Source organism: Pontibacter toksunensis, from assembly GCF_042686245.1.
GTDB lineage: Bacteria > Bacteroidota > Bacteroidia > Cytophagales > Hymenobacteraceae > Pontibacter > Pontibacter toksunensis.
The window spans coordinates 34,244-54,435 of the sequence record NZ_JBHUOX010000005.1 but is presented as its reverse complement, the minus strand read 5'-3'; the positions used below and the strand labels follow the sequence as shown (position 1 = coordinate 54,435).

13 protein-coding genes and 1 tRNA gene are annotated in these 20,192 nt (G+C 43.6%); 12 read left to right on the top strand and 2 right to left on the bottom strand.

Going from position 1 to position 20,192, the window contains the following annotated elements:
- Positions 1–43: 43 nt before the first annotated feature.
- From ACFS7Z_RS08250 to ACFS7Z_RS08235, 4 genes are all read left to right on the top strand, one after another.
- On the top strand, positions 44–820 hold the full coding sequence (locus tag ACFS7Z_RS08250; protein WP_377483260.1) for a PASTA domain-containing protein: 777 nt from the start codon (positions 44–46) through the stop codon (positions 818–820).
- A gap of 71 nt (positions 821–891) precedes the next feature.
- Positions 892–2,718 carry a T9SS type A sorting domain-containing protein gene (locus ACFS7Z_RS08245; RefSeq protein WP_377483258.1) on the top strand — a complete coding sequence of 609 codons (1,827 nt, stop codon included), beginning with the start codon at positions 892–894 and terminating at the stop codon, positions 2,716–2,718.
- Positions 2,715–3,023 carry a rhodanese-like domain-containing protein gene (locus tag ACFS7Z_RS08240; RefSeq protein ID WP_377483256.1) on the top strand — a complete coding sequence of 103 codons (309 nt, stop codon included), beginning with the start codon at positions 2,715–2,717 and terminating at the stop codon, positions 3,021–3,023. Before ACFS7Z_RS08245 ends, ACFS7Z_RS08240 begins: the two co-directional genes overlap by 4 nt.
- A 365-nt stretch (positions 3,024–3,388) precedes the next feature.
- Positions 3,389–6,142, top strand: coding sequence for a S8/S53 family peptidase (locus tag ACFS7Z_RS08235; protein WP_377483254.1), 2,754 nt, complete (start codon positions 3,389–3,391; stop codon positions 6,140–6,142).
- A 58-nt stretch (positions 6,143–6,200) separates the two neighbouring features.
- On the opposite strand, the gene ACFS7Z_RS08230 is transcribed toward ACFS7Z_RS08235, so the two are convergent.
- Positions 6,201–7,490, bottom strand: a complete 1,290-nt coding sequence (locus tag ACFS7Z_RS08230; RefSeq protein ID WP_377483252.1) for a site-2 protease family protein — start codon at positions 7,488–7,490, stop codon at positions 6,201–6,203.
- Positions 7,477–8,109, bottom strand: coding sequence for an HAD family hydrolase (locus tag ACFS7Z_RS08225; protein ID WP_377483250.1), 633 nt, complete (start codon positions 8,107–8,109; stop codon positions 7,477–7,479). Before ACFS7Z_RS08225 ends, ACFS7Z_RS08230 begins: the two co-directional genes overlap by 14 nt.
- Positions 8,110–8,201: 92 nt before the next feature.
- Here ACFS7Z_RS08225 and ACFS7Z_RS08220 point away from each other — a divergent pair.
- From ACFS7Z_RS08220 to ACFS7Z_RS08185, 8 genes are all read left to right on the top strand, one after another.
- Positions 8,202–8,275: transfer RNA gene (locus ACFS7Z_RS08220), tRNA-Ile, on the top strand.
- A 1,038-nt stretch (positions 8,276–9,313) separates the two neighbouring features.
- Positions 9,314–9,886, top strand: coding sequence for an RNA polymerase sigma factor (locus tag ACFS7Z_RS08215; RefSeq protein WP_377483248.1), 573 nt, complete (start codon positions 9,314–9,316; stop codon positions 9,884–9,886).
- Positions 9,887–9,890: 4 nt separating this feature from the next.
- Entirely contained in the window at positions 9,891–10,667 is a 777-nt protein-coding gene (locus ACFS7Z_RS08210) for a tetratricopeptide repeat protein (protein ID WP_377483246.1), read from the top strand.
- A 158-nt stretch (positions 10,668–10,825) separates the two neighbouring features.
- Positions 10,826–11,095, top strand: a complete 270-nt coding sequence (locus ACFS7Z_RS08205; RefSeq protein ID WP_377483244.1) for a hypothetical protein — start codon at positions 10,826–10,828, stop codon at positions 11,093–11,095.
- A 604-nt stretch (positions 11,096–11,699) separates the two neighbouring features.
- Entirely contained in the window at positions 11,700–13,115 is a 1,416-nt protein-coding gene (locus tag ACFS7Z_RS08200) for a S8 family serine peptidase (RefSeq protein WP_377483242.1), read from the top strand.
- Between the two features lie 24 nt (positions 13,116–13,139).
- Positions 13,140–15,914 (top strand): CHAT domain-containing protein, encoded by a 2,775-nt coding sequence (locus ACFS7Z_RS08195; RefSeq protein WP_377483240.1) that lies wholly within the window; start codon positions 13,140–13,142, stop codon positions 15,912–15,914.
- Positions 15,915–16,541: 627 nt separating this feature from the next.
- Positions 16,542–17,555, top strand: coding sequence for a PKD domain-containing protein (locus ACFS7Z_RS08190; protein WP_377483238.1), 1,014 nt, complete (start codon positions 16,542–16,544; stop codon positions 17,553–17,555).
- A 16-nt stretch (positions 17,556–17,571) separates the two neighbouring features.
- Complete coding sequence (locus tag ACFS7Z_RS08185; RefSeq protein WP_377483236.1) at positions 17,572–20,079, top strand: ATP-dependent Clp protease ATP-binding subunit; 2,508 nt, start codon at positions 17,572–17,574, stop codon at positions 20,077–20,079.
- Positions 20,080–20,192 lie beyond the last annotated feature (113 nt).

The following is a 20,192-nucleotide window of genomic DNA, read 5'->3' as shown; positions in this document are numbered from 1 at the left end:
ACAACAATTCAACAACCAGGCAATTTAACAATCACAAAAACTCATGTTCAAAGCGAAATCTTTTTTAAGTGTTCTCATACACCTGCTGCTGATGGCAGTTGTGATGGTGGCCTTGATAATCGGCTTCTTTTATTATTACCTGCCTTCCACTACCAACCACGGTGAGAGCATTGCGGTGCCACGGATAGAGGGCATGCAACTGGCAGATGCGGAGGATCTGCTGGAAGAACACAGCCTGCGGTACTTCATCAATGACTCCAGCTATAACTCTGATTTAGCGCCTTACACCATCCTGACGCAGGACCCGGCACCGGAAGCTAGTGTGAAGGAGAACCGTAAAATTTACATCAGCGTGAACATGAAAAATCCGCCGATGATTAAAATGCCGAAGCTGATAGACGGCTCGGTAAAGAATGCGGAACTCATCCTGAAAAGCTACGACCTGAAGAAAGGAAAGATTACCCCAGTGCCTGACCTGCAGCAGAACGCGGTGCTGAAGCAATTTGTGAATGGCAAAGAAGTAAAGCCCGGCGAAATGATTCCGAAAGGCTCGATAGTAGATCTGCATGTGGGTGATGGCCTGGGAAATACAGAGTTCGAAGTGCCGGAAGTAATCGGAATGCCAGTAGACGAGGCTTCTGTGCTGCTGGTAGGGCAGGGGCTTCAAATCGGAAACATCATTTATGTGCAGGGCAGCAACGAACCGGATGGCACCGTGCTGAAACAGCGCCCTTTTGCCGAGGTAGGTGCTAAAATTCGGGTGGGTGAACTGGTAGACCTTTGGGTAGCTGGTGAGGAGCCGGTACAGGGAATCGACTAACACAAAAGAAAAAAAGAACAAGCGCCTGCCAGAAATGGCGGGCACTTTCGTTGTAGAGATAAAGCAGGAATATGAGAAATGCGCTGTTATTTATTCTTTTCGTTCTTCTGAGTGGAGCTACAGCCATGGCACAGGCTGTGCTGCAACCACTGCAACAGGAGGTACGGCAGGCACAGCGGAACGTAACAGCAAAGCCTTTGCGCATAGCAGCAGCTGCAGCAGTTTCTCTTCCTTTCTTCGATGACTTTGCCGCCGCCCAGGTGGTGCCTGATCCATCGCGCTGGCAGAATGGGGGCGTGTTCATCAACAATCGTTTTGCATTTGAACCTGTCACAATAAATGTAGCCTCTTTTGATGGTCTTAATGCCTTCGGACAGCCATATGCTCCCGGTTCCACAGGTGCCGGGGCTTCCGACACGCTTACATCAGAGCCTATCCTTTTAGGCGGCCTCAGCCCAACAGATTCAGTTTACCTGAGTTTCTATTGGCAGTCTGGTGGATTGGGTGACGTGCCAGACCTGACAGAAAGTAACCTGCGCTACCTGCAACTGGAGTTTAAAGACAATACCGGCACCTGGCGCGAAGTGTGGCGACAGCCGGCGCTGGGCGTGGTATCTGACTTTGCACAGGCATTTTTCGGCTTATTGGAACCCAGATATTTCCACAACGATTTCCAGTTCCGTTTCCAGAACGTAGGGCAGCGCAATGGCCTGGCTGATGTCTGGAACCTGGATTACGTTGTGCTCGATAAGAACCGCCGCAAAGGGCAGAACACCACACGCGATATTGCTATCAGTGAGGGTGTAAGTAAACTGCTGGAGCATTATACTGCCATGCCTGCTAGGCAGTTCCTGGCCAACCCATCTGGTGAACTGGCACAAGAGGTGCGGGCAACAGCAAACAACCTGGGTGGCTTACCGGGAGCTATCAGCTGGCGCGGTTATATCAAGTTATTAAATGAAGCGACCGCAGACACTTTTTTGCGCGAACAGGCGCTAATTCCGGCTGCTGCCTGGCAATACCCGATTACGGGAACTCCAACCTTAGCTGCGATTACGTTGCCACCGAATGGACCTTTTACTTTGCTCCACGGCATCCGACTCGATACCAGAGAACAGGACCAACTGCAGCGCGCAAACGACAGCACCGAACGCAAAACCATTTTCGCTGACTATTTTGCTTACGACGATGGTACGGCAGAAGCAGGTTTTAGCTTCCTGGGCACAGGAAATGTGCAGGTGGCGCAACGGTATGAACTGAACCAGCCAGATCAGTTAAAATCCTTTCGGGTTCATTTCCCACGCGTAGGTAGAGATTTGGCCGGTTCTTCTATTATTTTCAAAGTGTGGGCCGATGCCGATGGTCTGCCGGGGGAAGTGCTTCATCAGCAGAGTTTCCAGATACAGTACACTGATACGCTAAATGAATTTTACGAGGTGGAGCTCACAAAACTGGTTCCGGTGGAAGAAAGCTTCTATATTGGCTGGTCGCAGGGAGGAAATGCCTTTCTAAATATCGGTTTCGATAAAAACGAAAGGGCAACAGATCGCCGCTTCACTTATACTCCCTCAGGGGGATGGGTGGCAGAAACAACACTTGAAGGAGCCATCATGATGCGACCTGTGCTGGTGGGTGAGGCACCTCTGGGTATCGAAGATGAGTTAGCCGCGGCTACGATGCGCGTGTTCCCTAATCCGTCCAGAGGTGAGGTGTTTATCAATGACCCATATGAGCAGGTAACCGTATTTGATATTACCGGAAAGCAGGTGTATAGCCAGGCGTATGCCGGCCCTTCGCAGCCAGTTAACCTGCGCCACCTGGCACCGGGACTTTATACTTTGCGTATTCAAACAAGGAAAGCTATTGTCAATAAAAAACTAATACTGACTAAACTATGATTACTTCATCACAAGACATCACAGCAGAAGAACTGAAGGAGCGCCTGAACAAAGGGGAAACTCCTATTATTATAGATGTGCGGGAGGATTGGGAATACCAGGAAGCAAATATTGCCGGTGCAAAAAACATTCCGCTAGGCACCCTCCCGATGCGCCTCGACGACATTGAAGATTACAAAGGGCAGGAAGTAATTGTTCAGTGCCGCTCCGGTGCCCGCTCTGCCAACGCTAAAGCCTTCCTGCAGCAGCAGGGCTTCACAAATGTGCGCAACCTGCTGGGTGGTATTCTGGCGTACCAGGGATAAATACTCGCGCAGGTATTAGGTAAGTACTGCATTGAAACAAAAAAGGGTAGAAAGGCATTAAGCCTTTCTACCCTTTTTTGTTTCTGTACCCGATGTTACAATCTGCCTCATAAGGCAAGACGCAGCTATAGGAACAATATAAAATTGCATTCAGCCTCGTAAGTTTTCTATGATGTATAGGATGGTCATGAACAACAAGCGAACCTGTATAACGGAAGAACTATAGTAGCTCGTAAAGCCGGAAGAAAAGGTTAAAAAGGAAACTTTATGTTAGAATGTTCGAAATCTGCTCTAAAAGTATTCTCGTATTTAGATTTTATTCTCACCTAAAGCATTTTATGTCATACTTTTTACCCTTCAATTTTATGAGAAAACTTCTAATTGCTGTTGCTTTCTGCATTCTGACGGTAAGCCACATTTTTGCACAAGCCTTCGTCGATCCGAAACTCAAAGCAGCTATTACCGACAGAATCACCCCCGTACAGGTAGTAGTCACTTTTAAAGGAGAAGCAGCTCCAACTCTTCTGGATATCTCAGCACTCACGCAGGCTGGTATTGTAAATGGTTTAACCTTGAAAGCGCTTCCAATAGCCGGAGTGCTGGCAACAGCGTCGCAGGTTGAAGCACTGGCAAAGAATTCCAGGGTTCTGTCGCTTTACCTGAACGAATCGCTCCGTTACGAGGGCGATGGTGCCACTGAACTGACAGGCGTAGACAAAGCACGAAACGAAACGACATTTACATCCCAGAATGGCGGCTTCCCTGTTTCAGGAAAAGACATAGGCGTACTGGTAAATGACAGTGGTGTAGATGGAACACACCCTGACCTACAGTTCGGCAAGAATCTGAAGCAGAACGTAACGGCTGCCACCAACCTGAATTCCGTATCCGGTATACTTCCGTATACTCCTCTGGAAAATGTACCGAACACTGACGCTACCGGTGGCCATGGCACACACGTAGCCGGTATTGTAGGTGGTACAGGCCAGGCTTCGTCGGGTAAGTATGAAGGTGTAGCTCCGGGCGCTGGTCTGGTGGGCTACGGTTCTGGGGCAGCGCTTTTGCTGCTGGATGTGCTGTCCGGCTTTGACTATGCCATCATCAATCAGGCTACCTACAACATTCGCGTGATTACCAATTCTTTCGGTACTACCAGCGATACAGGCACCGAAGTAAATCCTGCAGACCCTATTACACTTGCTACCAAACGCTGCGTTGATCGCAACATTGTTGTGGTGTTCTCGGCAGGTAACTCCGGCCCTGGCTCCGGTACTATGACCGGCCAGTATAAAAAAGCACCATGGGTTATTGCAGTAGCCGCCGGCGATAAGTTTGGTCGCCTTGCCAGCTTCTCTTCCAGAGGTATCAAAGGCAAAGGAGGCTCTTTTACGCTGGATGGTAAAGCTTTCACCTGGGAGGATCGCCCAACCGTAACATCTCCTGGCGTAGACATCATTTCTGCTAAGGTCACGGAGCCACTTACGGTGCTTTCTACTCAGCAGGACATAGATGCCATGGATCCGGCACATGTGCCATATTACACGCATAAAAGCGGAACCTCTATGGCAGCTCCGCATGTGGCTGGTATTGTCGCCCTGATTCTGGATGCAAATCCTACGCTTACAGTGGCACAGGTAAAGGAAATACTGCAGCAAACAGCTACCAACATTCCGAACCGTGCCTCATGGGAAGTGGGTGCAGGGTATGTGAACGCCTATGCAGCTATTGACAGGGCCTTCAGAGCTTCTGCTCCTTATGGATCCACGCTTAACCTAAACCGTACGTTCAATAGCAATGTCAATACAAATACCTTATCAGAGAACTTCATCATAGATTATAACCCTGCCACTCCTGCTACAAATACTTATACCTTTAATGTGGCAGCAGGCACAACCGGTTTAGAGGCCAAAATTAGAACAGAAGGTGTTGAGGGAGAAACAGGTAACCCGGTAAGGCTGTCGCTTATATCCCCCAGTGGTGTGAGAACAAGTGCTGGCATACCAGTGTTATTCGCCCTGAGCTACGACCGTGGTGTTGCAGTAGCCTCTCCGGAAGCAGGTACCTGGACAGCTGAGATTTCAGGGTTGAATGGTGTGGCTTTCCCCGAGCAGATAAAGGGTGTTGTGAACATGATGGCAGCAGCAGGCACCACCGGGCTTAATGATATTGCCGGACACCCGGCGGAAGCCTCTATTAAAATGGCTGTGAGTGCCCGGTTAGCAGATGGGCTTGCAGGTGGTGCCTATAAGCCGGATGAACTTCTGAAGCGCATTGATTTGGCTGATTACCTGATGATGGGAGAGGGCATTCGTCAGTTCCTGCCAGTGAATGGTGCCTTCACCTTAACAGATGTAAAAGAGAGAAACCTGCTGGCTGAATCAATTGTAGCAAAAGGCGGTGCTATACGCGATAGAGCGCATAAGTTTGCGGGCATCATGCTTCCTGCAGCTGCAGGTAAATTCTCTCCTAACGGAAAAATAAACCGGGCTGAGTTGTCTTACTCGCTGGTGCAGGCTTTGGGCTTACAGGAGTTTGCATTAGAGCGCAACGGTAAAACACTGACAGTTGAAGTGAACGGTACTAGTTATCCTATTGAGGATGCTGCCGAAATCCCTGCCGGTCTGGAAGGCTATGTGAGTGTAGCGCTGGAATTGAACCTGATCAATGCCTATTACTCCCTGACACAAGGGCCGTATGACCTGGAGCCAATGCTGCACGCTACTTTTAAGCCACTGCAGGATGTTACACGTGCCGATTTCGCAGTTATTATAACACGCACACACGCACAGTGGAATGCGGGCACACAGCCCCTTTCAGCTTCAGACAGCTCAACGGCTGTTGCTGCTTCAGGTGTGCAGGCAGAGGAGCGCGTATACAGCTATCCAAATCCATTCTCTGGCAGAGCAACCATCAGCTATGTGGTGCCACAGGACGGACCGGTACAGGTAGCGGTGTATGATGTGCTGGGCAAGAAAGTGAAAACGCTGGTAGCAGAAAGCCTGAAAACAGGCAACTATTCTGTAGACTTCGAAGCGGGCAACCTGCCCGGCGGAACATACATCTATCGTGTTGAGGCTGGAGACAAAGTGTTTACCAACCGCATGATATTAACTAAATAAGCTGCCTACTATTTGTAGAGTTTATGAAGAAGCCATCCCTATAGGGATGGCTTCTTTTTTATTCAATGATAAATGGCGATGGGCTGAAGCAGAGCAGGAAGATGACAAACGCCAGTATCCCGAGTGCCTTTCGCATAGGCGTGAGCGGCCGTTCATCAGGGCAGGAGGGATGAAAAATTCCCATCACCCGCGAAAGGAGGAGGCCAAACACCAGCCAGCCACTGTACCCATCTGCTTCCGGGAAAACAAAGGAAATCAGCAACTGTGCCAGCACCACAAAGGCTGTCAGGTAGAGGGTGTAGGCCAAGGTTGGCGTTGCGGGTTTCAGCACGAACAGCAGGTACAGGACGTAAAAAGTCCACAACCAGATGTAGCCAGCCAGTTCAGGGAGAAGTTCTGAAAAACCGTATTGCAGCAGCAGCAGCGCCATCGCCGCAGCCAGTCCCTTGCGCCTGTCGTCTAATATTTTCCAGAGCGCCCAGTAACTAAAAGGGGCAAAAACCACCAGTAGCTCCTCCGCCCACACAGGCTCAGTATAAGGCGAAATAATGCCCAGGCCGGCATAGAGTATGAACATGGTGAAGAAGATGGGAGAGAGGCGGTTAAACTGCCTGTAGCCAATCAACCCGTACAGCACGTGGCCACCGTCCAACTGGCCAATAGGTAGCAGATTCAATGCGGTGAAAAAAAGCGCCAGGTAACCCGCAAATACCAGGGGGTAGTGCATAACCTCATACTTGTTCGGTACCAGTTCCGGGTCGGCCACAAACTGCTCGAAACCCATAAACAGGAGGTTCTTACCCAGAGAAAAGCTTCCCATTCCCTCTTGGTACACATACTTGGCGTAATCAAGCCCAAAGCGCTTGTACTCCGGGTGTATTTCAAAAATATACTCCTGCTGCGGCAGGTGCGTAAAGGCGTAGAAGAGCAGCGGAACAGCTACCACAAAGCCAGCCAGCGGACCGGCAATGCCAATATCAAAGAACTGCTGTCGTGAGAAAATGCGCTCCTTTATCCTAATAAAGGCTCCCATGGTGCCCAACGAGAAGGAAATGCCGAACCACAGGGGGATGTAATAAGGCAGCGTGACGTTGGTGCGGTAGTACCTGGCTGTAAAATAGTGGCCAAACTCATGAACAGTCAGCACACCTAAAAAGGGCAGTGAAAAGTAAAGGCCGCCTGCAAACTCTGCCCACGTAATAGTTCCTGTCCAGTCGAAGCCTTCCGGGCCAAAAAAGAAGAGCTTTCCGTAGCGCCACTCCGTACCAGCAACAGTTGTGGTGATGAACGTAATACAGAAAAGCAGCAGGTGAAGAAAATAATTGTGCTGCTGCTTAGATTTTAACATCCCTGAATACTTCGTTTATGGTAAGTGGTGGCTGCAGGTGGAGGGTGTTCAGCCCCACTTTGTGTGCACTTTCAATGTGCTGAATGCTGTCGTCGATAAACAGCGTTTCTTCTTTCTTCAGGCTGTTCATGGCCATAATGTCTTCGAAGACCGCTGCATCGGGTTTGCGCTTCCCGATGAGGTGGGAGTAATAGCTTTGCTCAAACAGCGAGTCCAGGCTCGGAATAGTGAAGCTATGGGCTACAATGTCGTTGAAGCGCTTCATATGGATGGCGTTGGTGTTGCTTAGCAGAAAGATGCGGTACTTTTTCCCCAGTTCCAGCAGCAGGTCAATGCGCTCCTGTGGGATGTCCAGCAACATGGCATTCCAGGCGGCGTCTATCTCCTCGTCTGGCGCGGTGATGCCGTAAGTGGCGCGTAATTCCCGTCGGAATTCTTCGGGTGAACTGGCACCTGTTTCGAACATGTCGAACAGTTTAGTCTGCTCTTTCTGGCTATAGGCAATGCTGCAGTTTTCTTTGCACAGTTTCTGCAGCTCTTCGATACTCTTGTTATAGTTCAGGTTGATGATGACACCGCCCAGGTCGAAGATTATATTCTTTATTTGTGTCAGATCCACGTAAAAATATTTTCGTTTCTGTTTGACATATTGAATGCAAATATGTAAAATTGCACTCCCAAATCAAAGAAAGGCATGCCTTTTAAGGGAACGGGCCTATAGCTCATTCGGTTAGAGCAACTGACTCATAATCAGTAGGTGCCTGGTTCGATTCCAGGTGGGCCCACTTGATAATCAAGCACTTACGAGGTGAAACTTGTAAGTGTTTTTTTATGTGCACACAATTTGCACACAACAATCGGTTCTGAGTATGGAGAAATCTCCTTCCTTCGATAAGACTTTGGCAGGCAAGCAGCCTAGGTAGAGAACTCGCTACTTTCGAAAGTATCTGCGCTAAGAGTACTCTTTGATTTCTTGGCACTGAAGATGACTTTTCAAGAAAATTAATCAAGACTGGCTGTTTTGACGCTGATCCAAATAAGCACCGGAGCCCGCCCATGTTGAGGACAGGACAAAAGTATGTAACTTGAGTTTTAACTTTATTTTTCTTACCTCCGCCAAAGTTTAAAACTGCTCCTTATTTTCCTTGCTTAGTTGATAATCAAAATAATTGCAAGCGCCCACTAATTTTAAGTGACAACACAGAAGACAATAGTGTTTTCTCAGACAAATATTCAGCTATTGACATCATACAAGCACCACTAACTTAATCCTGGAGGAGGTAACAATTGTCAGGGTTCCTTGATTTATAAGTGAGTTCTGGAAGCTCTCCTAGCTATTTTAAATTAATATTAAAGGGGCTGTTGCCTGTCATGTTTTATATCAAAACACTGTATGGAATTCCTGATTAACAAGACATCATTAGCTTTACAAGACTGTTTAGCATCATGTTGAATTTGTGAAGGTTATAAGGAGGAAATGATGTTAAGCTTGAGTAGGCAGGCTTTGGAAGAGCGTTATATTTTTGGTTCTTTCCGCTGTTTCGAAATTGATCTAAATTTTATATGTTCAAAATCTACTGCTCTCTCATTTTATACTTCCACGACGTTTAACAATAGAGCTGACATGTTATATAAATTAGCATTATTAGAATAAAATTATACATAATCACGTCTACATTCAAACTAATATATAGCAATTACAAAAGTGAAAGAGAATATATTAGCCATTTATTTAAAAAAGAGCCAAATTAAAATTAAAAAAGAGGCTGAAAATGTTTACTTTCATTCTGTTTAAAGTAATATTATGCTTAATTTAGGTCTAGATGAAACATGCGGATCAAAAGTACATAGAAGCACTATTTAAAAATGACGTGACCTTACTTGATGAAATTTATCGAAAATTCTCTGGAAGAATAAAGTGGATGGTTTTACAAAATAATGGAACAGAAGCTGATGCTGCAGATATTTTTCAAGAGGCCTTATTATCTATTTATCATAAAGCAAAGACACAGGACTTTATTTTGACCTGCCCTTTAGATGCTTTTCTCTATTTGATTTGTAAGAATAAGTGGTTGAATGAGCTGAACAAAAGAAAAACAAAAAACGAGACATTCACAGAAGACGACGGATATGCATTAGGCGAAGATAGTTTTAAGCTTGCTGAAGATTATATTTTGCAGGAGCAGCGCTACAACCTACTTGCTGAAAAGATAGCAGAGCTAGGCGATACTTGTAAAGAGCTGCTTCGACTAAGCTGGAGTGGCAAATCAATGGAAGAGGTGGCTGAAATACTTCATGTAACTTACGGCTATGCAAGGAAAAAAAAGTCAGAGTGCATGGCAAAATTAATCATGTTGGTGAAACAGTCTTCTCAATTCAGCTCTTTAAAATGGTAATAAAATGAATACCGATTTATATGAAAAATTCGAAGATTACCTGAATGGAGAGATGAGCCTTGAAGAAAAGTCACAGTTCGAGATTGTGCTCTCTTCAGATAAAGAACTATACAGTGAGTTTTATTTGTATCGTGCAATTGAAACAGAAATGCGAGTTCATGAAGGCTATTCAAGTAATGATAGTGCATTAAGAAATTCACTGCAAACACTTAATAAAAAATATTTTAATTCCAACCAACAGCAAACAGGCAAAGTAGTCCAGCTATACTCCTCTCATTTTTTCAGAACTGCAGTAGCTGTAGCAGCAAGTGTTGTAGTGCTACTTATTGCTTATATAGTTTTATTTCAACCAGAACAGAGTACACAGCGTCTGGCTGAAAATTATTTTGATGAGCATTTACAACAGTTGAGTCAAACAATGGATGCTTCTACTGACAGCCTTCAATTAGGTATTGCTGCCTATAACAATAAGGAATACAGCAAAGCACTGCAATATTTTAAGGGTGTGTACCATAATCACCCCGAAAATAGTGAAGCAAAAAGAAACATTGGTCTCACTTACCTTGCTACAGAAGAATATGATAAAGCCTTGCAGCACTTTGATGAACTGGCTAGCGTGGATAGTTTATATAGCAACCCCGGTCTATTTCTCAAAGCAGTTACATTAATGCTACGGAATGAAGAGGGTGATAAACAAGAGGCGAAGCAACTGCTGCAGCAGGTGGTAAAAGAAGAAGCAGAAGGCAGCAGGGAAGCAACGAAATGGTTGGAAAGAATTTGAGAAAGATTATAAAACAAGTCACATCATCATATATTTTTATAATTTGTGCTAGATGACATCATTTAGCTTCTTTTACTTCATTCACAGAAAGCTGTAATAAATATTTTTTAAATGGATTTAAAAGTTATACTAAATCATACATTCTAAATTTAAAAAAAATGGGAAATCACAAACGAAAGCCTGAGCCAGAACTAAATGCACCGCAAACTTCTACGGACAATGATAGTACAATTTCAACATCTCCTTCAAACCCCCATTCTTCAAATAAAACAAATGGAGTGACGGCTGGTTCAGTATCTAAACCAAAAACAACTATCAAAAATAGAGGTAAACTCAAAGGAGTTTCAGCACCTGAATCACTTGTTACGGTTACAAGTGGAGTGAAAGCTGACTCAGTGTCTGAATCTTCTAAACTAAAGAAAGAATAGCTTTTTATACTTTTAGGCTTAGAATTTAAAGTTCAACTCAGTAAGGAGACAGCATTGAATATGTGTTTTATTCTAATTTTCAGCAATGCGTTACCAATAATTGTGAAGTTCAAATACAATATACTGCATAACTCAAGGGATAATATGCAGAAGTGCAAAATATGGTTGAACTAGAAATGGCCTTAAAACAAGTTTTTATTTTTTGTATGCGAACAATGGCCATAAAGGATTCTGGCGAAACGATTCTAGAGCTTAATAACAACGCTTTAGAGTTTAAAAAAGTTAATTCAGCTTCCTTTATAAGCCGTTTGCAGCGCAAATATTGAATATTAAAAAAGTTCTAAGAACTAAAGGACTAACATACACTATAAAACCAGAACCTCACCAAACCTAAAAAAACTAGCACCACCCTTATTTAGATTTTAGAGCTACTGCCATGCTAACAAGTTTATTTTAACTATGTAATGGCCTTTTATTTTTTCTTCTGCGTGGTAACACTGCACTCCAACTCCTTAACTGCTATTGAACAACTATAGCAATAAGGCTGCAGGTAATTTTTAGGATAAGTATTATTGTTTTAAATGTAACTCAAAAAGCGAATAATATGCAGGGCGAGCAACCAAACAAGAAGCCACCTATCTGGATAGATACAGACTTTGAAGGAGAAAAAAAGTACAAAGAGATACTGGAGAAATCATTTAAAGAGAATGAAATCATCGTGTATTTTGATGATAATTCTATTCTCCAAAACCTAGATGAAAAAATTAAGACGGTTATTGAATCATTTGAAAATGATAGTGATTCTAAAGTATTTAATATTGGTAAAATAACTCCCTACAAGTGCGACAACTGTGATATACCTGTAGTATTATTTAAAGCAAGGAACATACACACAGTTGTCAACACTGAAGGGGTGAGAGGAGGCGCTGTAGCTAAACCACCTGTAGTTGGAGAAGAGTATTCATTAAACTATTTTAATCAGAATCCCATCGGAAAGTTAAAGTTTGAGCCTCAAGATTGCACCGAGCAGGATGATGTAGACGAAGAGAAAGAAGAATTAATAGTAGCTGTTTTAGATACAGGTTTCGACCCCAAACTTGTAGATCCTCAATACTTATGGAAGGGAAAAGAGGAAAACGGGGCATCGCAATGTTATAAGAAAATTAATTCAGGTTGGAATTTTGTAGACCAAGACTCAGGGGAACAGTATGGGAGCCCGGATTTCTCTGATAACCACCGTGGCAGGCATGGCAGTATTGTTAGCCAGTATATTATAAATGAATTTCGAAAATCTCCTAAGAACAGGGTAAAGATTATGCCCCTGAAAACGCATGACAGAAAGGGATTAGGAGATCTCTTTGGAATTATTTGTGCCATACACTTTGCCATCGCAAAAGGCGCACATATCATTAATGCGAGTTGGGGATTTTATTATTATTACAAAGATCCGATTCCTTACCTGAGTAATTTAATAAAGCACAAACTTCACGAGGAAGGAATACTTTTTGTTACTGCCGCTGGAAATCAGTTTAAAGAAGAAGAAATAATAGCCAGGAAAATTTACGAACTACAGTATCCTGGTGAAGAGCTAACAGACGATCAGTTGCGTGACATTGCCATTCATAACTTTTACCCAGGCCACCTCAGCAGTGATATAAACAGTATAATAACAGTTACTACCACGGATAGAGAGTCGGTAAGCCCGACACAAAATTATTCTAACACATATGCTGATTTGGGTGTACTGGCAGATAATGACATGAAATTCCAAGTGCCCTTTGCAGGTAGTAGGCCTAACGAACTAATAGGCGGTTCTTCTTTTGCCACTGCCATCGCAACCGGTGTCATCGGATCTTATAGTCCAACGAGTATGTATAGACCGAATCTCACCAAATCGGAATTTTTCAATACTCTTTCCAGCATGCCAAGTACGGGAGCTTTACCTACCATTCTGTTCAAAGAACCTGATCTGGCACAAAAGCTAATAAAGGAAGGTGCTGTGACAGAAAAGAACTCTTAAGCCACCACTATGTAAATTGCTGTAATGCTTAAGCTACTAGTAAAATATTTTCTATTGCTGACACTGATGCCCCTGAACCAGCAAATACAGGCTCAGTGTCTTTCAAATATCGAATTGTTCCATGAATTGAAAAAGATAGAAGGAGATGCAGTTGATGAGAACACTGAAAAATTAAGAAAGCTACACCAACTGCAAAGCATTTTTTTAAAATGCAATAAAAGTAAGGATAGCACTTATGCGCAGATCGTTCACAGGTTAGGAAGCATATATTACCAATCTCAAAATATTGAAGAGGCAATTCGTTTTACCAAAGAAGCTGTTTCTGTTAATAAATCGGGTAAAGAGTACGCTGATAAATCATTCTTAGCAAACAGTTACTTAAATCTCGGTACCTTTTACAGCGCAGTTTATCTTTCTGAAGAATCTCATCAATCCTGGAATAACTGCATTTCCATCAGCAGCCAATTCCCTGGAAGAAGTTTCCTGGCTTTAGTTGCTTTTGAGCAAAAGTCTTTTGCTTATTTTCAAACTGGTGATTATCAAAAGTCGATAGAAACAGCCGAAAATGGAATTTCACTTGCAAGAAAAACTGCAAATTCCACTGCTGAAGCATTACTCCTTTCTCAGAAAGCACAGGCACAGGCAGAATTAAATATTATTAAAGAGGCCGAAGAAAATATCAAAAAGGCTGTTTCTATTCTTACAGAAAATAGCGAAACGGAGATGCTTGCCACTAGCTATTCAGTTTATGCTTTAATATTAAACAAAAAAGGAGATACAGAAGCAGCTATACAATATTATCGTAAAGCCTACGATTTAAATAAAGCACAAGCATATTGGGCTCAGTGTTCCCGTGATATGTTAGACCTGGGCTTGCTATATGACAATAAGCTACAAGATAGTCAGAATGCTTTGGCCTGTTTTGAGCAGGGATTGGAGATGGTTGATAAACAGAATGACGACAATCTGCGAGCTGGGATCTACACCAACATGGGAGCTGTTTATTGGCGAGAGAAAGATTTTGATAAAGCCCTTCAGTTTTATCAAAAGGCACTGAACACATTTCCTATCCAGTTCAAGGATACCTCCATTCATAGCAATCCTACTCTGAGCATGTTAAAGCTGGCGTCCAATGACTATTATGTATCTACTCTTCTTGCTAACAAAGCAGAAGTACTATTAGACAAATACAAAGTAGTATGCAGTAAAAAACTGTTGTCTTCCTCCTTAAAGACTTACCTACTAGCAGATAAGGCCGTAGATCTAATGCGCTGGGAACAGTATGGAGAGCAGTCCAAACTCTTTTGGCGGAGTAACACAAAGAAGATGTATGAGCATGCCATTGAGGCCTCTTATCTGGCTAACAATACCAGGTTAGCATTTTTCTTTATGGAAAAAAGCCGAGCCGTCCTGCTGAATGATAAATTGAACGAGCTCGGCGCTTTTGCCAAATTACCTCCGTCTGAAATGGTGAAAGAGCAGGAATTTAGAAATAGGGTACTCACTGCTCAGCAAAAGTGGATTAACTTAGAAACCGAAACACAGGAGCGGGAAACAGTAAGAGCTGAATTGCTCGAGGCAAAAAATGATTACGAAAACTATATAGAAAATTTAGAAAAAAGGTATCCTGCCTACTACCAGTATAAATATGCAGATGATGTTCCTTCTTTGAATACCTTACAGCAATACCTGGCCTTGAACAAAGCTTCCTTTGTTCATTATTTCATTAATGATTCAGCTTCCTATGTTCTTAGCATCACTCCCGAGAATTCCCGGATACTAAAGCTCCCGAAAGACAAATTTAACCAGGAGCAGCTCAATCGTTTTATTATGTTTTGTTCAGAAAAACAGACTTTGAATAATAACTTCAGTTCTTTTGCCTTATTATCAAATCAATTGTACAACACCTTATTTAAGCCATTGCAACTGCCTGAAGGGAAAGTCATTGTTTGCGCCGACAATTTCTTGATCCCATTTGAAGCGATGTGTACAGATAGCCGGGGCAAGCGCTATCTTATTGATGATTATGTATTCAGTTACGTCTATTCGTCTCGTTACCTGTTGGAAAAGTTTGCCTCCAAGCCAGCGGAAGGCAACTTCATTGGTTTCGCTCCCGTTCATTTTCAGCCTTATCTCCAGTTAGCAGAATTAAAACAAGCAGCCGTTTCTCTTCAGCAAACAGCTAGCTATTACCCCAGTTCTAAACTGTTCACGGAGAAACAAGCGACGAAAGACAATTTTATTCAAAACATCGCAGGCTATAGCATAGTAAATGTGTTCTCCCACGCCCGCGCAGACACCAGTAAGCGCGAGCCCATGTTGTTTATGCAGGACTCTGCTATTCGGCTTTCGGAACTACAGCTGTCTCGTAACATGGCCACTGAGTTAGTAGTGTTGAGTGCCTGCCAAACGAATGTTGGCAAGAATGCAACTGGTGAAGGTATTTACAGCCTGGCCAGGGGCTTTGCTTCTGCCGGAGTTCCTTCTGTTGCTGCCACTTTGTGGAAAGCTGATGAACAAGCCATATATGAAATTTCTAACATGTTTCATGAGTACCTTGCGCAGGGAATGCGAAAAGATGATGCCTTACAGAAAGCAAAATTGAATTATGTAAGGCTTAACAGCCATGAAAAATCTTTGCCCTACTATTGGGCTAACATGATCATCATGGGTAATTCTGAGCACATTAACTTATCAGAAAGCCAAACTGATTGGTGGTGGATTGGTTTGGCTATTGTTATATTACTTGGCATCATCTTCATTCTGTTTCGTAGAAGACTGACACCTAAGGCGATCTGAGACAACAAAAGGGACATGCTACTATTGCTTCACTAAGTTTAACAGAAACAAAATATTCTTCGGCTAGACAGTTTATTAAATTTTTCCGTTCTGGCATTTTACTCCTTTATCCGGTCTAACTTCGAGCAGTTAAAATTCAGCAGCTGCGATAAAATAAATCTGATCCTGATGTAATTAGCCCTCTCCCCTTTTGATTGACTTTACTATTCCGCAACCTTCGGAACTCGTCAAACTCAAACCCGTCAATACAGTCTTTCCTCTCTTCATGCCATCGTTATACATGGAGTTCCCAACACTGAGACGCAGTAAGTCTTTGACCGCATTTTTAACCTGCTTTTGTAGTAAATAAAGTTGTGGTGCTGCGGATTCGGCTTTCAGCCCATATCATCAACAATGAGGTTAGCCAACTCCTTGATTTCCTTCTTCAAAGGTAGTCGTAGGAGGCAAAGGTTATAAACCTCCACACTTTAGTCACAATCCTCACTGTCACATATTCCTTTCCGTGGCGCATCCCTTGCCCTAACTGCTACCGCACTTAGCACTCTAAATAAAAATCTCTGCAAAATCAGGTAACAAATCCCATTCGGTCTTTATCTAATTATATAAAACAGTTTTAGGTAATTTAGTATGAAAACCAAGTCCTCCTATTCCAGACTTATTGACGAACGGGTCTTCCTGAGCATGCTTGTTTGCGCAATTATTGCATTAACAGTATTAGGATTCCGTTTTAAAAGCTACAAACCCTGCAATACGATAGAAATTTCTGTCAAGCAGGGTCCCATTTATGCAGGTGAACTGATACAGTTTAAGGCTGTAGTATCACATCTTGATAAAAGGAGACTACAATGGGACTTTGGCGATGAAGGTATACGGAATAAGGAAGGAATCACGGCCAGCCATATTTTCAAAAAGCCTGGGCGATATGAAGTCAATCTGAATGTTGATAAGATATGTAGCGCCTTCAGAACAGTCTATGTTTTAGAAGCCCCCCCAGTAGTAGATGAAAGTTCCAAACCTGTATTTTCAGGTCCGCTGTCGGTGGAGGTAGGTGCGCCTGCTGTTTTTGTAGATTCTACCCTAAATGCTAAAAAATGGGAATGGAGGTTTGGAGAAACAAATGGTGTTGACGCTACGAAGCAAAGAGTAGTCTATACTTTCAAAACTACGGGTACAAAGAAAGTCCTACTTACTGTTAACGAGAAAATGCTCGGCGAATTAATGGTCCTTGTGACTCCTCAGGCTTCTGATCACCAAATGCATCGGCCAATAAGGCGCTCTCGTCCTCGAGTACCCAATATATCCACAACAGAACCTAACATTGAACCATCAGAACCGGCAAATTTAATAGTCTCCAGAATGCCTGATGTCACCCAGGAACAACTTCAGGACCTTATAAAGAAGATGGTGGAGGGAGAAAAAGATGTCACTGATTTAGCAGCACATTTTTGCGAAAATCCAGAAAGGCCGATAAACTATAATGAAGAGCAGATGAGCCTTGATAATCTATACAAGGAGCTAAGAAAAATAAAAAAAGATCAAAAGATAAAAGAGCTAAAGATAGATATTGAAAAGGACGTTGATACGAATTGTATAAAGTCAATGACTGTAAAGCTTAAACGAAAAACTTTTTTAGGGTTATAATCAGAACACACATGCCATGCAAGAAATCCTCCAGGAACTGCTTTTATCAGATAGTCTGAAAAAGGCGATCAGTATAGCACAGGCTGTTGCCAAAGAGAACATGCACCCTGAGTTTACACCGGCACATTTACTTAAAGCCTTATTACATAAAGATGTCGGTCTTCATCCCCTACTGGAGTCTATGGAGCAGGATGTTTATTACCTGGAGGAGTGGGCAGAAGTTAGAATTGAAAACGTGCCAAAAAAAGTTGGCTTTGTTGAGCTGATATCTGGCAGTTCCTCCATTTCAGAAGTGATATATGAAGCGGATAATATACGCTTGAAACTTGGGAAAGAAACACTGGAACCGGTGCATGTGTTGGCTGCCTTAAGCACTCCTGGAGTAGGATTTACCTATGAGCAGCTAAAGACATTTACCCTTAACCGGGATATTCTTATCCGGCATACGGCCGCTAATGATGAAATACAGGCAGTCTTTGGATGTACGATAGAAAAAAGTCCGAACCGGCAAAGTGACAAAGTTGGCCATCATGCTTTGTTAAAGTATTGCACTGATAAAACCTTACTGGCTCAGGAGGGCAAACTGGATAAAATAGTAGGCCGGGATAATGAAACGCGGATGATGGCAGAGATACTATGCCGGCGTTCCAAGCCAAATGTGCTGATTGTAGGTGAGCCGGGTGTAGGAAAATCTGCTCTCGTTGATGGTTTTGCCCTGGCGATTCTGAATCAGAAGGTGCCCAAGCAGTTATACAATGCCCGGGTATTTGAGTTAGATTCAGGTTCTCTGGTCGCCGGGGCATCTTATAAAGGTGAAGTAGAAGAGCGCTTGAAAAATATCCTGGCAGAAATCAAACAGTATGATAAAGCAATTCTCTTTATTGATGAAATTCATAGCCTGCTGGACAAGCATGGTGCCGCCGCCGGTAGCGCAAATTTATTAAAGCCGGAACTGGCACGTGGTGAGTTGACGGTGATTGGCGCTACTACTTTAGATGAATACCGCAAGGGGATAGAACCAGATGAGGCTTTTAGCCGTCGTTTTGAATTACTGCTCGTAGCAGAGCCCGCAGCGGAAACATGTTTCCACATGCTAAAAGCAGTCCTCCCCTACTATGAACAGCACCACAGCATTACCGTGCCCGACGATACCATACATGAAGCCATAAAGCTCGCCAAGAGATATACGAAGGAGCGCAAACTGCCAGATGCCGCCATCGATCTGGTAGACCGCACCATGGCTGCTTTGCGGATGATCAATGACAACGGAAGCAAAGATATAAAAGATGTTGCCGACAAATATGACCAATGGTGTAAAGACGATGAAGGCGCCGCGCCCCATTCATTAGCAGAATGGAAATGGTTTTACTACCAGGTCAACCAGAACATAAGCCCGATACTATGGCGCTACATTCAATCAGAGGAAGATCCTGCTAAGATGATTCAGGTGGAGGAGGTAAAAAGCTACTTACACACTGCCCTTGATATTTTAAACACTGCTGCTTCACAAACCCGTTCTTCTTTAGAGAACACTGATGTTGCAGCTATCATATCCTACAAAACAGGAATTCCTATCGGCAAAGTGCAGACCCAGGAAAGGGAAAGACTTTTAAACATGGCTTCGGTTTTAAAACAGCGGGTAGTAGGACAGGATCATGCTATTCAATCTATCTCCGAAGCGGTACTGGAATCAAGGGCAGGTTTGAGTAAACCAGGCCAGCCTATAGGGTCCTTCTTTTTCCTGGGACCAACCGGAACCGGAAAAACAGAGCTGGCTAAATCGCTTGCAGAGTTTTTATTCCAGGACGAGTCCTATATGATCCGCTTCGATATGTCGGAATTCAAGGAAGAACATGCAGCCGCATTATTATATGGAGCGCCTCCCGGGTATGTAGGGTACGAAGAGGGCGGTTTACTAGTGAATAAAATCCGGCAGAAGCCTTACTCTGTGGTGCTGTTTGATGAAATAGAAAAGGCCCATGCGTCGGTATTTGACATTTTCCTGCAAATTATGGACGAAGGCAGGCTACACGATAAGCTGGGCAAGGAAGGAGACTTTTCAAATGCGCTGATCATCTTTACTTCTAACATTGGCAGCCAGTATGTGGCCGATAAGTTTAATAAAGGAGAAATACCTTCCTCAAATGCGCTCCTGGAAAAAATGGGGCAGCATTTCCGGCCCGAGTTCCTGGGCAGGTTAACTGAAATCATTCCCTTTGCTCCTATGAGCGAACCTATGGTGCAGAATATTTTAGGGATACAGTTGAAAAGCCTTTTCCATGCGCTTGAAAAACAGGGAATCCAGCTCAAATTATCTGAGAAAGCTTTTGCACAGTTAGCGCATTCCGGTTTTACGCCACAATATGGAGCTCGCCCCCTGGCTAGTGTTATTAGATCTAAGCTGCGCCGCCCTTTATCAAAGAAAATCATTTGTGGGGATTTAAAACCGGGCGATACGATAGAATTATCAACGGATGCCGAAGACATCCTGCAGTGGAAGATTACGAAAGCACATCAAGATTAAGAGTTTAATCAAAAAGATAAGTTTTCTTCTCTTTTACAGGTAACAAAAGTGAGTTCACCGGATATAACATTGAATTCCAAAGCGAATCTACAGGAGTCGAGATTCACTTCTTC

Bases quoted from the DNA above. Each gene is read 5' to 3' on its own strand.
- ACFS7Z_RS08250 (WP_377483260.1), top strand. From the start codon at position 44: ATGTTCAAAGCGAAATCTTTTTTAAGTGTTCTCATACACCTGCTGCTG.
- ACFS7Z_RS08245 (WP_377483258.1), top strand. From the start codon at position 892: ATGAGAAATGCGCTGTTATTTATTCTTTTCGTTCTTCTGAGTGGAGCT.
- ACFS7Z_RS08240 (WP_377483256.1), top strand. From the start codon at position 2,715: ATGATTACTTCATCACAAGACATCACAGCAGAAGAACTGAAGGAGCGC.
- ACFS7Z_RS08235 (WP_377483254.1), top strand. From the start codon at position 3,389: ATGAGAAAACTTCTAATTGCTGTTGCTTTCTGCATTCTGACGGTAAGC.
- ACFS7Z_RS08230 (WP_377483252.1), bottom strand. From the start codon at position 7,490: ATGTTAAAATCTAAGCAGCAGCACAATTATTTTCTTCACCTGCTGCTT.
- ACFS7Z_RS08215 (WP_377483248.1), top strand. From the start codon at position 9,314: ATGAAACATGCGGATCAAAAGTACATAGAAGCACTATTTAAAAATGAC.
- ACFS7Z_RS08210 (WP_377483246.1), top strand. From the start codon at position 9,891: ATGAATACCGATTTATATGAAAAATTCGAAGATTACCTGAATGGAGAG.
- ACFS7Z_RS08205 (WP_377483244.1), top strand. From the start codon at position 10,826: ATGGGAAATCACAAACGAAAGCCTGAGCCAGAACTAAATGCACCGCAA.
- ACFS7Z_RS08200 (WP_377483242.1), top strand. From the start codon at position 11,700: ATGCAGGGCGAGCAACCAAACAAGAAGCCACCTATCTGGATAGATACA.
- ACFS7Z_RS08195 (WP_377483240.1), top strand. From the start codon at position 13,140: ATGCTTAAGCTACTAGTAAAATATTTTCTATTGCTGACACTGATGCCC.
- ACFS7Z_RS08190 (WP_377483238.1), top strand. From the start codon at position 16,542: ATGAAAACCAAGTCCTCCTATTCCAGACTTATTGACGAACGGGTCTTC.
- ACFS7Z_RS08185 (WP_377483236.1), top strand. From the start codon at position 17,572: ATGCAAGAAATCCTCCAGGAACTGCTTTTATCAGATAGTCTGAAAAAG.